12 protein-coding genes are annotated in these 14,265 nt (G+C 73.7%); 10 read left to right on the forward strand and 2 right to left on the reverse strand.

Translation table 11 applies throughout. The features are described from left to right. Positions 1–168: 168 nt before the first annotated feature. The 7 genes from E1293_RS50315 to E1293_RS49765 all read left to right on the forward strand — a co-directional run bounded on the left by E1293_RS50315 (position 169) and on the right by E1293_RS49765 (position 8,454). Complete coding sequence (locus E1293_RS50315; protein WP_132202151.1) at positions 169–3,249, forward strand: AfsR/SARP family transcriptional regulator; 3,081 nt, start codon at positions 169–171, stop codon at positions 3,247–3,249. A gap of 68 nt (positions 3,250–3,317) precedes the next feature. After that, a complete protein-coding gene (locus E1293_RS34475) occupies positions 3,318–4,859 on the forward strand; it encodes an MFS transporter (protein ID WP_132202153.1) in 1,542 nt (513 codons plus the stop codon). Positions 4,860–4,961: 102 nt separating this feature from the next. Then, positions 4,962–5,876, forward strand: a complete 915-nt coding sequence (locus E1293_RS34480) for an SPFH domain-containing protein (protein WP_132202165.1) — start codon at positions 4,962–4,964, stop codon at positions 5,874–5,876. Between the two features lie 12 nt (positions 5,877–5,888). Continuing rightward, positions 5,889–6,137 (forward strand): type II toxin-antitoxin system antitoxin, encoded by a 249-nt coding sequence (locus tag E1293_RS34485; RefSeq protein ID WP_132202155.1) that lies wholly within the window; start codon positions 5,889–5,891, stop codon positions 6,135–6,137. 2 nt (positions 6,138–6,139) lie between these two features. Beyond that, positions 6,140–6,763, forward strand: a complete 624-nt coding sequence (locus E1293_RS34490; protein ID WP_132202157.1) for a GOLPH3/VPS74 family protein — start codon at positions 6,140–6,142, stop codon at positions 6,761–6,763. 98 nt (positions 6,764–6,861) lie between these two features. Then, the gene (locus tag E1293_RS34495; RefSeq protein ID WP_132202159.1) at positions 6,862–7,551 is read left to right on the forward strand and encodes a lysophospholipid acyltransferase family protein; all 690 of its coding nucleotides are present in this window, start codon (positions 6,862–6,864) and stop codon (positions 7,549–7,551) included. Positions 7,552–7,611: 60 nt separating this feature from the next. After that, complete coding sequence (locus E1293_RS49765) at positions 7,612–8,454, forward strand: ATP-binding protein (RefSeq protein ID WP_243716961.1); 843 nt, start codon at positions 7,612–7,614, stop codon at positions 8,452–8,454. A gap of 7 nt (positions 8,455–8,461) precedes the next feature. On the opposite strand, the gene E1293_RS34505 is transcribed toward E1293_RS49765, so the two are convergent. Then, positions 8,462–9,886: an MFS transporter gene (locus tag E1293_RS34505; protein WP_243716964.1), complete on the reverse strand. Its 1,425-nt coding sequence runs from the start codon at positions 9,884–9,886 to the stop codon at positions 8,462–8,464. Positions 9,887–10,005: 119 nt separating this feature from the next. Here E1293_RS34505 and E1293_RS34510 point away from each other — a divergent pair, with 119 nt between their 5' ends. Next, positions 10,006–10,584 (forward strand): TetR/AcrR family transcriptional regulator, encoded by a 579-nt coding sequence (locus E1293_RS34510; RefSeq protein WP_165978523.1) that lies wholly within the window; start codon positions 10,006–10,008, stop codon positions 10,582–10,584. 69 nt (positions 10,585–10,653) lie between these two features. Then, complete coding sequence (locus E1293_RS34515; RefSeq protein WP_165978524.1) at positions 10,654–11,892, forward strand: alpha/beta hydrolase family protein; 1,239 nt, start codon at positions 10,654–10,656, stop codon at positions 11,890–11,892. A 45-nt stretch (positions 11,893–11,937) separates the two neighbouring features. Here E1293_RS34515 and E1293_RS34520 read toward each other — a convergent pair whose 3' ends face one another. Further along, the gene (locus tag E1293_RS34520; RefSeq protein ID WP_132202163.1) at positions 11,938–12,996 is read right to left on the reverse strand and encodes a mechanosensitive ion channel family protein; all 1,059 of its coding nucleotides are present in this window, start codon (positions 12,994–12,996) and stop codon (positions 11,938–11,940) included. Positions 12,997–13,147: 151 nt separating this feature from the next. Between E1293_RS34520 and E1293_RS34525 the strand changes: the two genes are divergently transcribed. Then, positions 13,148–14,265: CocE/NonD family hydrolase (locus tag E1293_RS34525; RefSeq protein WP_243716965.1), on the forward strand; the 1,118-nt coding region annotated here is incomplete at its 3' end.

Raw genomic sequence — 14,265 nt, forward strand, 5'->3', positions numbered from 1 at the left:
GGCGGGAGGGGGACGTTCTGGTACACCATGCCGGGCGCGGCGTGGGTCAGGGCGCGGTCGACGTCCAGGTCTTCGAGGGCGGAGAGGAAGTCGGTGACGGTCTGGATCTCGGTCATGGCGATCCTCCAGAGGTCGGAAGGACCACGGTAGCGGTGGGAGAATCCGAGCATGCGGTTCGGCATCTTGGGGCCCGTCGAGGCCCACGTCGACGGGGTGGTCGTGCCGGTGGGCGGGCCCATGGTGCGGGCATTGCTGGCGATGCTGCTGCTGGACGCCGGACGGTTCGTCACGAGTGAGCGGCTCATCGACGGCCTCTACGGGGAAGAGCCGCCGAGCGGGGCGGCGAACGCGCTGCAGTCGCACGTGTCGCGGCTGCGGCGGGGGCTGAAGGACCCGGGGCTCGTCGAGGGGCTGGCGACCGGGTACCGCCTCGCGGTGGAGCCCGACGATGTCGATGTGCACCGGTTTCAGCGGCTCGTCCGGGAGGCGCGTGGGCAGGCCGGGGTGCTGGAGGAGGCGCTCGGTCTCTGGCGGGGGCCTGCGCTGGCGGACGTGAGCGCGCCGTTCGCCGGGCCGCAGGCCGCGCGGCTGGAGGAGGAGCGGGCCTCGGTCGTGGAGGAGTACGGCGAGGCGAAGCTGAAGGACGACCCCGGCGCCGTGGTCGCGGCGCTGCGGGAGCTGGTGGACGCGCAGCCGCTGCGCGAGCGGGCGCGGGCGCTGCTGATGCGGGCCTTGCACGGGAGCGGGCGGCAGGCGGAGGCGCTCGCGGTGTTCGCGGACGGACGGCGCGTCCTGGCCGACGAGCTGGGCGCCGACCCGTCGAAGGAGCTGGCGGACGTCCATCTGGCGATTCTGCGCGGCGACCTGAAGAAGGAGCCCGAGGCCGTGCGGGCGAACCTGCCCGCGCAGCTCACCAGCTTCGTCGGGCGCGCCGAGGAGCTGCGGCGCGTCGGGAGGATGCTGGCGAGCGGGCGGCTGGTCACGCTGCTCGGGCCGGGCGGGGCCGGGAAGACGCGGCTGGCGATCGAGGCGGCGGAGCGGGAGGACGGCGAGGTCTGCTTCGTCGATCTGGCGCCCGCCGTCGCGGCCGAGGTGCCGAAGGTGCTGCTCGGGGCGCTCGGGCTGCGCGGCGGCGGGATGCGGCCGACGCCCGGGGAGCAGCCGCCGGACGGGGACGAGCGGCTGGTCACGGCGCTGGACGGGCGGCGGGTCCTGCTCGTCCTCGACAACTGCGAGCATGTCGTGGCGGCCATCGCCGACCTCACGCACCGGCTGCTGCGCGCGTGCCCGGAGCTGCGGGTGCTGGCGACGAGCCGGGAGGCGCTCGCGATCACGGGTGAGGCGCTGCGGCCGCTGCCGCCGCTGGAGCTGCCGCCGGAGGGGACGCCGGCGGCGGAGCTCGGGCGGTATCCGGCGGTGCGGCTGTTCCTGGACCGGGCCGAGGCGGTCCGCCCCGGATTCGCGGTGGACGAGGGGAACGCCGCGGACGTCCGGCGGATCTGCCGGGCGCTGGACGGGATGCCGCTGGCGATCGAGCTGGCGGCGGCGCGGCTGCGGTCGCTGCCGGTCGCGGAGGTCGCGACCCGGCTGGACGACCGGTTCCGGCTGCTGTCGCGCGGGAACCGGACGGCGGCGCCGCGCCACCGGACGCTGCGCGCGGTGGTCGAGTGGAGCTGGGACCTGCTGGACGATGCGGAGCAGACCCTCGCGCGGCGGCTGACGGTGTTCTCCGGCGGGCTCACCCTGGACGCGGCGATGGGCGTCTGCGATCTCGGCGACGCCGACGACCTGCTGGTCGAGCTGGCCGACAAGTCGCTGCTGCAGAGCGACGGGTCGCGGTACCGGATGCTCGACACCGTGCGGGCCTTCTGTGCGGAGCGGCTCGGCGAGGCCGGTGAGGCCGAGCGGTTCGAGCGGGCGCACGCGGAGTACTTCGCCGGGCTGGCCGCGGAGGCGGAACCCCATCTGCGCGGCGCCGAGCAGCTGGAATGGCTCGGGCTGCTCGCCGCCGACCACGGGAATCTGCACGCGGCGCTGCGGCGGTCCGTCCGCCGGGACGGCGCGCTGGCGCTGCGGCTGATCGCGTCGCTGTCGTGGTACTGGTGGCTGCGCGGGCGCGTGGAGGGCGCGGCGCTGGCGTCGGAGCTGCTGGACGTGGTCGGCTTCGACCCGCCCGGCGAGCTGGACGAGGAGTACGTCCTGTGCGTCACGAACGCGGTGTCGGGCGGGGTCACGGGCGAGCGCGCGGTGCTGTGGCTCGACCACGCCGCGGACCTGCTGCGCCGCATCGACCGCCCGGTCCGGTTCCCGGTCGTGATCGTCCTGTGGGCGCTCACCGCCGGGCCCGAGCGCACCGACTACGAGAGCTTCGGCAAGCAGGTCGGCGACGACCCGTGGACGCGCGCGCTGGTCAGGATGAGCGACGGGTTCCTCGCGCAGTTCGGCGGCGACATGGCCGAGGTGGAGCGGGCCTGCGGCGAGGCGGCGGAGGGGTTCCGGGCCTGCGGGGACCGCTGGGGCACGGCGAACTCGCTCGACCCGCTCGCGCAGGTGGCCGACTGGCGCGGCGACCGGGAGCGGGCCCTCGCGCTGCTGGACGAGGCCCTGGAGCTGGTCGGGCAGCTCGACGCCCTGGAGGACACCGCCGACCTGCTCTACCAGCGGGCCCTCGTGCTCATCCACGCCGGCGACCTTGGGGCGGCGCGGACCGACTACGAGCGCGGCATCGAGCTGGCCCGCCGGGCCGGCACCCCCGACAAGATCGCCGGCGGGTACCTGGGGCTCGGCGAGGTCGCACGGCTGCACGGCGACACCGCCGAGGCGCGCCGGATGTATGAGACGGCGCTGACCGGCTACACGTCCGAGCGGTTCATCGCCGCCGCCGTGCGGGGCTCGACGCTGGTCGGGCTGGGCCGGCTGGCGGCCGCCGAGGGCGACGGCGGCCGGGCCCGCGAGCTGTTCGCCGAGGCGCTGGACATGTCGTTCGACCATCCGATCTTCCGGTACCAGGCGGACGTGGCCACCGGCCTCGCCGACCTGGCCGCAGCGGACGGGGACGGTGCGCGCGCGGCGCTGCTGCTCGGCGCGGGCGACGCGCTGCGCGGCACCCCCGTCACCGGCGATCCCGACGGCGGGCGCGTCTCGTCCGCCGCCCGCGCCCTGCTCGGCGACGAGGCGTACGAGACGACCTTCGCGCACGGGGCCGCCCTCCCCCGTGACCGGGCGCACGCCCTGCTCACCGAGCGCTGACGGGCGTCCGGCGGGACGGTCAGCGGACGGTGCGGGCGCTGTCAGCGCGCTCCGCGAACGTTGCGGGCATGAACACCTCAGCCCGCAAATGGAGCACCTTCGCGATATGCCTGCTGGTCGCGATCGTCCCGAACATCGACCTGACGGCGTTGAACCAGGCCATCCCCCACCTGAGCGCCGACCTGCACCCCTCGTCCACGCAGATCCTGTGGATCGCCGACGCCTACGGCTTCGCGCTCGCCGGCCTGCTGATCACCATGGGCGGCATCGGGGACCGGATCGGGCACAAGCGGCTGATGCTGATCGGCACGGCGGTGTTCGCCGCCGCGTCGGCGGTGACCGCGTACGCGCCGAGCGCCGAGCTGCTGATCGCGGCCCGCGCGCTGCTGGGTGTGGCCGGGGCGACGCTGATGCCGTCCTGCCTGTCGCTGATCCGCCGGGCGTTCACCGACCCGAAGGAGCGGACGATGGCGGTCGGCGCGTTCGCCGGCGTCGGCGGGCTCGCGGTCGGGCTCGGGCCGGTCATCGGCGGCGCGCTGCTCGACCACTTCTGGTGGGGCTCCGTCTTCATGATCAACGTGCCGATCATGGCGGTGGCGTGCGTCGCCGGCGCGGCCGTGCTGCCCGAGGCGCGCAACCCGGTGCCGGGACGGCTCGACCTGCCCAGCGTGCCGCTGTCGGTGGCGGGCGTCCTCGGTGTCGTGTACGCGATCAAGGAGGCCGCCGCGCACGGACCGGACGAGGTCCGGATCTACGTGTCGCTGGCCGCCGGCGTGCTGGCGCTCACCGCGTTCCTCGCCCGGCAGAGCCGGACGGCCGAGCCGCTGATCGACATCCGGCTGTTCCGCCGCGCCGCGTTCAGCGGGTCGGTCGTCACCAACATGTTCGCCATGTTCGCCCTGGTCGCCCAGTCGCTGATCTTCTCGCTGTTCTTCCAGCTGGCGCTCGGCTGGTCGCCGCTGAAGGCGGGGCTGGCCGGGCTGCCCGGCGCCGCGGGCGCCATGGTCGGCGGCGCCGTGCTCGCCCCGCCGCTGATCGGCCTGCTCGGCCGGGCCCGCGTCGTCGCGGCCGGGATGCTGGTGTCGGCGGGCGGGTTCACCATGTACCTGACGATCGGCCTGCACACCTCGTACTGGATGATGCTCCCGGCGATGCTGGCGGGCGGCATCGGCATGGGGATGGCGATGACCGTCACCTCCGACACCGTCCTCGCGTCCGTGCCGAAGGACCGCTCCGGCGCCGCGTCCGCGATCTCCGAGACCGCGACGGAGCTGGGCGGCGCGCTCGGCATGGCGGTCCTCGGCAGCGTGCTGAACGCGGTGTACCGGAACGTCCTGGACCTGCCGGCCGGTCTCCCGGCGCCCGCCGCCGGCGCCGCCCGCGACTCCATCGCCGGCGCCCTCCAGAGCGCCGCGGACCTGCCCGCCGCCCTCGCGGCCCAGGTCGCGGCCGCAGCCCGGAGCGCCTTCGTGGACGGGATGCACGCCGCGCTGCTGTGCAGCGCCGGGTTCGCCGCCCTCGTCGCGGTCTTCGCGCTCGTGACGCTGCGCAACGTCCCCAAGGTCATCCCCGAGGAGGACGAGGAGGCCCAGCCGGTCACCGTCTCCTGAGTGCTCCCTCGATCCCGCCCGCGCCGGGGCGGGATCGAGGCGCCTACGCAAAAGTGATATCACTTTGCTATGCTGGTGATAACGCACGAGAAGGAGGACGGCATGGTGGACGCGACGACGCAGGTGGAGATGCCGCGACCGAAGATCACGGAGCGGCGGGCGGCGGACCGGGGCGGCTGGGCGATGCTGGGCATCGCCCTCCTGCTGATCCTGCTGGGGGTCGTCGCGGTGCTCGCGGGAGTGGCGGCCGGCGGGGGCGCCGCCGTCGGGACGGGCATCGCGGTGGGGATCGTGCTCGGGCTGGCCGGGCTGGTCGTCGCGGCGGGGCTGACGCCGGTGGCGCCGAACGAGGCCCGGGTCCTGCAGCTGCTCGGCCGGTACAAGGGCACCGTCCGCACCGACGGCCTGCGCTGGGTGAACCCGCTGACGGAGCGCGAGCGGGTGTCGACCCGGATCCGCAACCACGAGACGGGGCTCGCCAAGGTCAACGACCTGGACGGGAACCCGATCGAGATCTCCGCCGTTGTGGTGTGGCAGGTCGCGGACACCGCGCGCGCCATGTTCGAGGTCGACGACTTCATCGAGTTCGTGGCGTTCCAGACGGAGGCGGCCGTCCGGCACATCGCCGGCACCTTCCCCTACGACGCCGCCGACCGGACGTCCCTGCGCGACAACGCCGACGAGATCACCGCGCAGCTGTCGGAGGAGCTGGCGCAGCGGGTCGCGTCCGCCGGGGTGGACATCATCGAGTCTCGCATCACCCGGCTGGCGTACGCGCCGGAGATCGCGCAGGCGATGCTGCGCCGGCAGCAGGCGGGCGCCGTGGTGGCCGCGCGGCAGCGGATCGTCGAGGGGGCGGTCGGCATGGTGCACCTCGCGCTGGACCGGCTGGACGAGGAGAACGTCGTCGACCTGGACGAGGAACGCAAGGCGGCGATGGTCAGCAACCTGCTGGTCGTGCTGTGCGCCGACCGGGACGCCCAGCCGGTCGTGAACACCGGCACGCTCTACCAGTGACCGCGCATAACGGTGACGGAACGCAAGAAGATCCTGTTGCGGCTCGACCCGGCCGTGCACGACGCGCTGGCCCGCTGGGCGGGGGACGAACTGCGCAGCACCAACGCGCAGATCGAGTTCCTGCTGCGGCAGGCCCTCGCCGACGCGGGCCGGATGCCCGGGTCGGCGGGACGGATGCGGAGGCCGGGGCGGCCACGGAAGGCCCGGGAGCAAGAGCCCGGGGACGAGGAGAACCCGCCGGAGGGCGGGGGCGAGGACTAGCCATGGTCGATGTTCCGGATTCACTGCCGGCGCGCATGTTCCTGCTGGCCTACGACCTGCGGAAGCAGAAGATGACCAAGGGCGGGGCGCCGCTCGGCTACGTGCTGCGCGCCGCGGCCCTCGCCGAGCTGTACCTGGACGGGCGGCTCGGCGAGGAACGGCGCAAACCCGTCCCGGGCACGCCGGGCCACGACCCGTACGGGGTACTGGCGCAGATCGCGGAGTCACGGCCCCGGTCGTGGCAGCACTGGGTGCGCAAGGACGCCAGGGCCACGGTCGGAACCGTCCGGGACGAGCTGGTGCGCGGCGGCTGGATCCGGGTGCGCCCGCGGCGGGTGCTGGGCCTGTTCCGGCGCCAGGAGGTCACCGTGAAGGACCCGCGGGTGGTGAAGGCACTGTGGGGCGGGGCGTCGTCGGCGCTGCGGGGGCGTCCGGCGGCGCACGTGAACAGCTACGACGCGGCGGCGGTGGCGCTGGCCGCGGCGGGCGAGCTGAACGCCGTCCTGCCCGGAGCGGACCGGCGGCGGCACAAGCGGCGGATCGAGGAGCTGACGGCCCGGACGGGGCCGGCGGCACCGGCGGTCCGCAAGGCGATCCGCGCGCGGAACGCGGCCATCGCGAGCTGAGCCGGCGGCAATTGCGGATTCCTACAAGTTCCGGGGGTCCGAACTTGTATCGGGCGCGAGCGGCGGCGGGCACGGCCCGCGCCATAGCCTGCTCGGACATGGACCCCGAACGCCTTGTCTACCCGCTGATGAAATACGTCGTCATGGGACCCGCGATGCGCGTCGCCTTCCTTCCCCGGGTGAGCGGCCTGCGGTACGTCCCGCGGATCGGGCCGGTGATCCTCGCGGCCAACCACCTGGGGTTCCTCGACTCGTTCGTGCTGCCGCTGATCGTGCCGCGGCGGGTCCACTTCCTCGGCAAGCACGAGTACTTCACCGGGGCGGGCCTGAAGGGCCGCGCCACCGCGACGTTCTTCCGCGGCGTCGGCGCGATCGCGGTCGACCGGTCCGGCGGGCGGGCGGCGCTGGACGCGCTCGACACCTCGGCGGCGGTGCTGGAGCGCGGCGGCGTGTTCGCGATCCACCCCGAGGGCACCCGGTCGCCGGACGGCCGGCTCTACCGGGGCCGGACGGGCGTGGCGCGGCTGGCGATGCGGACCGGCGCGCCCGTCGTCCCGATCGCGATCGAGGGCACCGACAAGGTGCAGCCGCGCGGCCAGGCCGTCCCCAAACCGGGCCGTATCGGGCTGCGCATCGGCGCGCCGCTGGACTTCGCCGGACGGGACGCCGGCGTCCCGCGCGGCAAGGCGGCCCGGCAGGTCACCGACGAGATCATGGAGGCGATCCAGGGGCTGTCGGGCCAGGAGTACGTGGACGACTACGCGCCCCGGCCCACCGGCCCGCACTGACCGCCCGCAGGTTTGAGCGTGACCGAAAGGGCACGTTTTAGGGGGACGGACGGAGAAGATGTGGAAATCACCATGGACCTCCTGCTCCCCCGGGACGTCGCGAGCGTGCCCGCGACGCGGAGGCTCCTGGACGCGGCGCTCGCCGCGCTCGGCGTGGAGGACCACATCCGCGGCGACATCGAGCTGATGCTGACCGAGGCGTGCACCAACGTGATCAAGCACGCCGAGCACGGCGCGCACTACACGCTGCGGGCGATGATCCAGGACCGGCGCTGCGTGATCAAGGTGATCGACTCGGGCGGCGGCTTCGACCCGGCCCGCGTCCCGCGCCCAGAGCCGGCCGCGGAGCAGGGGCGCGGCCTGATGATCATGCGGGCGCTGGCCGACGACGTCCGGTTCTGCTCGTTCCCCGAGGACGGTGCGCTGGTCGCGCTGGAGAAGAACCTGAGCTACGGGGCGGACAGCCTCGGCGGGCTGCTCACGGCCGGCATCCCGTCCGGGGACGGCGCCGGCCCGGGGAGCGGGGTCCTCCCGGACCGGCTGTTCGAGCTGGCACGCGCCGGCGACACCGCGGAGCTCCTCGCCCACCTCGACGCCGGGGCGCCGGTGAACCTGTCCGACGACCGGGGCGACACGCTGCTGATGCTGGCCGCCAGCCACGGGCACCCCGAGACCGTCCGGGCCCTCGCGGTGCGCGGCGCCGACCCGGAACGGGCGAACGACCGCGGCGAGCGCCCCCTCGCGGGCGCGGTGTCCAAGAAGAAGGCGGACGTGGTGCGTGCCCTGCTGGACGCGGGGGCCGACCCGCGGGCGGGGTCGCCGTCCGCCGCCGACACCGCGCGGCTGGCCGGCGACGCCGAGTTCCTCGCGTGGTTCGACGGGGCGGCTCCCCCGCACCCCTGACGTCCGGTCAGCGCCGGACCCGCAGGACCAGCAGCGCCACCAGGAACGCGCCGGCGGCGAACACCGCTCCGGTCGCGAACGCGGCGTCCATTCCCCGGACGCTGTCCTCGCCGGACACCGCCGACCCGTACACGGTGACCATGACGGCCGAGCCGATGGACCCGCCCGTCCACAGCATCGTCTGGGCGATGCCGGACGCGGCGCCGGAGTGCTCCGGCTCGACGCTGGCCAGGATCGTCGCGTTCAGCGGCATGATCGACGCCCCGGCGCCCGCGCCCATGAGCAGGAAGGGGCCGAGCAGCCCCGCGGCGTAACCGTCCCCCGCGGAGAGCTGCGTCAGCCACAGCAGGCCGGCCGTGGTGAGCGTCGTCCCGGCCACGACCAGCACGCGGGCGCCGAGGCGCGGCATCAGCGCCGGGACGAGCCGGACGGTCGCGAACTGCAGCGCGACCAGCGGCAGGAACGCCGCGCCCGCCCGCAGCGGCCCGTAGCCGAGGATCTCCTGCAGGTACTGGGTGAGGAAGAAGAACGCCCCGAAGTTGGCCGCGACCATCAGCAGCTGCGCCAGGTAGGAGGCGGCGCGGTCCCGTCCGGTGAGCAGCCACAGCGGCATGATCGGCTGCCGGACGCGCAGCTGGACGGCCACGAACACCGCGAGCAGCACGGCCGCGGCGGCGAACGCGGCGAGCGCCCGGGTGTCGCCCCAGCCGTCCTCGCCGACCCGGATCAGCGCGTAGACCAGGGCGCTCATGCCGAGGGTGGACGCGACGGCGCCGCCGACGTCGAACCGGCCCGGGCGGCGCTCGGTCTCGGTGAGGACGCGCGGCGCGACCAGCAGCAGGACGACGCCCACCGGGATGTTGACGAAGAAGACCCAGCGCCACGACCCGGCCTCGGTCAGCGCACCGCCGACGATCATGCCGATGGCGGCGCCCGCGCCGGTCACCGCGGAGAAGACGCTGAGCGCGCGGACGCGGGCCTGCCCCTGGAAGTTCACGGCGATCAGCGCCATGGCGCTCGGCGCGGCGACCGCGGCGGCGACGCCCTGCAGGGTGCGGGCGGCGAGCAACCACCAGCCCGCCTCCGCGAGCCCGCCGAGCAGCGACGCGGCGGTGAACAGCGCGATGCCGGCGGCGAAGGTGCGGCGGCGGCCGAACACGTCCCCGGCGCGCCCGCCGAGGAGCAGCAGGCCGCCGAATGCGAGCATGTAGGAGTTCTGGATCCAGGCGAGACCCCCGGTCGAGAGCCCGAGGCCCGTCCTGATGTCCGGGAGCGCGATCGTGACGACGGAGGTGTCCAGGCCGATCATGAGCTGGCAGCCGACGATGACGGCGAGGACGATTCCTGCGCGATGATGGAGTGGCGGCGCGGCGGGCGCTCCGGGAGCGGCGAACTTCCGGAGGCCGGCCGTCCGCTCGTTGGATGCGGTCAATGCGAACCTTCCGAGACTTAAGGAACGGCGAAGTACACTATGTGGGGAACGTATCACCGATCCACGCGAAAGGGAACGCTAACGTTCACTATTTGGGCGTTCCGGGCAGGGCCAGTGTCATGACCACGACCACCCGCCGCCGCGGCGGCGCCCTCGAAGCGGCGATCTTCGACGCCGTGCTGACCCAGCTGGAGACGGTCGGCTACCGCAGGCTGACCATGGAGGGCGTCGCGGCGACCGCCCGCACCGGGAAGGCCGCCCTCTACCGGCGCTGGAACTCCAAGGACGAGCTCATCACCGACGCGCTCAAGCACGTCCTGCCGGAGACGCCGACCGCGCCCGGCACCGGCGAGATCCGCGAGGACATGCTGGCGATCCTCAAGACCACCCGGGACACCCTGTCCGCCTGCCGCGGCGCCGCGTTCAAGGTGCTGAAGGAGGAGAGCGACGACGGCAAGGGCATCGTGCACGAGGTCGTCCACGACCGGCTGTCCCAGCCCGTCCGCGAACTGCTCTACCAGGCGCTCGGCGAGGCCGCCGCGCGCGGCGAGATCCGTCCCGAGGCGGCCACCCGGCAGATCGCGAACGTGGGCCCGGCGGTGATCATCTACCGGAACCTCGTCGAGGGCGGGCCGATGACCGACGACTACGTCGCCTCGGTCGTCGACGAGGTGCTGATGCCGATCGTCCGCCCCTGACGAAAGGCAGGGGGCGCCGCAGCCGATGGACCATGATCGAGGACGGTCCCGGGCCGCGAGAGTACCGGCATGCGATCACCCATCCTCCGGCTTCCGCTCGTCCTTCCCCTGGCCCTGGCGCTCGGCGCATGCGGAACGACCGTCCACGGCGTGCGGGCGGCCGCCGCCGCGCCGGCCGCGTTCGAACTGCCCCGCCCGACCGGGCGGCACCAGGCCATCGGGACGACCGAGCTGCACCTGGTGGATCCCGGGCGCCCCGATCCCTGGGTCCCCGGCCGGACCCGCGAGCTGATGGTCAGCGTGTTCTACCCGGCGGCCCGCCCGTCGGGCCCGGCGGCGCCCTACCTGCGTCCAGGCGTCGCGAAGGTCCTCTCCGCGGCCGACGCGCTCGGTGTGTTCAAGGCCGGGACGGTCGACTGGGCGTCCGCCCGCACCCACGCCGCCGAGTCCGCCCCCGCCGACGTGCGGCACGGCGCGCGGCCCGTCGTCCTGTACTCCCCCGGCTTCGGCGTCCCCCGCGCCCTCGGCACGACGCTCGCCGAAGAGCTGGTCACCCGCGGATACGTGGTGGTGACCGTGGACCACACTTACGAGACGGCGCCCGTGGAGTTCCCCGGCGGGCGCGTCGAAGCCCAGCGCCTCCCCGGCCAGGGCCCCGAGCGGCTGAAGACCGCCCTGGCGGCGCGCGTGCGCGACACCCGTCTCGTCCTCGACCGGCTCGCCGGCCTGCGCGGCGGCCGCAACCCCGACGCGGAGGGACGCGCCCTCCCGCGCGGCCTCGGGCGGACGCTCGACCTGTCCCGGGTGGGCATGGCGGGGCACTCCGCCGGCGGCATCGAGGCGGCCGAGGCCATGCGCACCGACCGGCGGCTGGACGCCGGCATCGACATGGACGGCACCCTGCAGTACGCGGAGAACGACCTCGTGCAGGTCGCCCGCACCGGGCTCGACCGCCCGTTCATGCTGATGGGGGCCGCGACCGGGGGTTCCCCGCAGACGCACCGGACCAGTCCCTCGTGGGCGTCGTTCTGGCGGCACTCGACCGGCTGGAAGCGCGACCTGAACGTGCCCGCGGCGAGCCACTACTCCTACACCGACGTCCAGGCCGTCCTGCCCGCGCTGGACGAGAAGCTCGACATCCCGGCGCAGGACCGCGCCGACCTCATCGGGACGGTCGATCCGGACCGGATGACGGCGTCGGTGCGGGCCTACGTGACCGCGTTCTTCGACCAGGCGCTGCGCGGACGGCACCGCCCCGTCCTGGACCGGCCGTCGCGCCGGTACCCGGACGTGCGGTTCATCCGCTGATCGCGGCGGGTTCGGCCACAGCGGGTTCGGCCACAGCGGGTTCGATCACAGGGCGAGGCGGTCCTTGCCACCCGCCTCGTCCACGACGACGCGGTGCTGCCAGTACGGCGGCGCGATGCCCTCCTCGCGGAGGACGCGGTGCAGCCGCTTCAGGAACTCGTGCTTGATCGCGAACTGGTCGCCGAACTCGCTGGTCCGCAGGATGACGTGGAAGCCGACCGTGGAGTCGTCGAAATCGTCGAAGCGCACCAGGACGTTGGCGTCGGCGATGCCGCCGGTCACGTCGTTCATGACGTCATGGCCGACCTTGATGAGCAGCTCCTCCACCTCGTCGAGGTCGACCTCGTAGGCCACCTTCGCGTACACCAGGACCGACATGTCCTGCGCGGGACGGTGGTAGTTGGTGAGGATCGTGTCGGAGAACCGCTGGTTCGGGATGACCTCGATGTTGTCGCCCAGCGTCCGGATGGAGGTGTTGCGCCAGTTGATGTCGACGACGTACCCCTCCTGACCGGTGGAGAGCCTGATGTAGTCGCCCGGCTCGATCGTCTTGGACGCGAGGACGTGCACGCCCGCGAACAGGTTGGCCAGGGTGTCCTGCAAGGCCAGCGCGACCGCGATACCGCCGACCCCCAGGGCGCCGAGCAGCGGCGAGATCGACACGCCGAGGCTCTGCAGCATGACCAGGATCCCGATGCCGACCACCAGCACCCGGGTGATGTTCGCGAAGATCGTCACATTGGCGGCGGTGCCCTGCCGGGCCATCGCGAGCGAGCTCACCGACGACGCGATCAGCCGGGCCAGCGCCAGCGAGACCACGAGGATCGTCACGGCCGTCAGCACCCGGGCGGTCACGTCCAGCGTGCCGCGCGGCAGCTCCAGCACCTTCGCCGCGCTCCACAGGCCGAGCAGCACCGCGAGCGGCATCGCCAGGTCCCGGATCAGCCGGGCGGCCATGTCGTCCCAGGTCCAGCGGGTGTCACCGGCCCGCCGGAACAGCCGGCCGGTCAGCAGCCGCAGGGCCACCGCGATCGCGATCGCGACCACCATCACGACGGCCGCGGCGATGATCCGCTGCGGGCTCAGGTCGTCAAGATCGCCCATGACGCGAGAAACTCCCCCTCCGCGGGCCCGAAATGCCGCCCGATTTGCCGTATTACGCGTCCCCGATCGTAGTGAAACCTTGGAGTGGTGCGAGGCACATCACGGACATGTGGCCGCTGGGCAGGGCTACCGGCCGGTTACGATCAATCGGGTGGTAGGCGTGGGAATGATGCGCCGGCTCGGGGTCACGGCGCTTGGACTGCGGAACGGCCCCCACCGGGTGACGGTCGAACGGGACCTCGAGGTGCCCGCCGCCGACGGCGTGACGCTGCTGGCCGACCGGTACGCCCCCGCCGGCGTCGAGCGGGCGCCGACGGTCCTCGTCCGCTCCCCCTACGGGCGGCGCGGGCCGTTCGGGCTGATGTGCGGGCAGGCGTTCGCGTCGCACGGGTTCCAGGCGGTGGTGCAGAGCGTCCGCGGCGGCTTCGGCTCCGGCGGCGTCTTCGAGGCGCTCGACGAGCGCGAGGACGGCCTCGCCACCATCGAGTGGCTCAAAGCGCAACCGTGGTTCGGCGGCACGTTCGCCATGCACGGCCCGTCCTACCTCGGCTACGTCCAGTGGGCGGTCGCCGCCGAGGCCGGGCCCGAGCTGAAGGCCCTGTCGATGCAGGTCACCGCCTCCACGTTCCGGGACGCCGTCAACGTCGGCGGCACCTTCGCCCTCGAATCGGCCCTCATCTGGGTGGACCTCACCGCGCGGATGAAGAACTCCCTCTCCGGCATCACGACGGGCATCATGTCGCCCCGCCGCGCCCGCCGCGCCACCCTCTCCGGCCTGCCCATCGCCGAGCTCGACCGGCTCGCCACGGGCAGGCAGCAGAGCTTCTTCCAGGACCTCCTCGTCAACGGCCCCGACACCCCGTTCTGGGACAAGCGCGACTTCAGCCCCACCGTCTCGCAGGTCACGGCGCCGGTGAACATGACGGGCGGCTGGTACGACATCTTCCTGCCCTGGCAGATGAAGGACTACGCCGCGCTCCGCGCCGCCGGGCAGCGCCCCTACCTGACGATCGGCCCCTGGTTCCACGCCGACCAGCACATGATGCGCGACTCGGTCGCCGACTCCATCACCTGGTTCCGCGCCCACCTCCTGGACGACCCGTCCGAGCTGCGCGAGCAGGCCGTCCGGCTCTTCATCACGGGCGCGGACGAGTGGCGCGAGTTCCCCGACTGGCCCGTCCCCGGCATGCGGGAGGAGCGCTGGCACCTGCACCCCGAGGGCGCCCTCTCCCCCGACTCCCCGCCCGCCTCACCGCCGGACACCTACCG

Source organism: Actinomadura darangshiensis (assembly GCF_004349235.1).
Classification (GTDB): domain Bacteria; phylum Actinomycetota; class Actinomycetes; order Streptosporangiales; family Streptosporangiaceae; genus Spirillospora; species Spirillospora darangshiensis.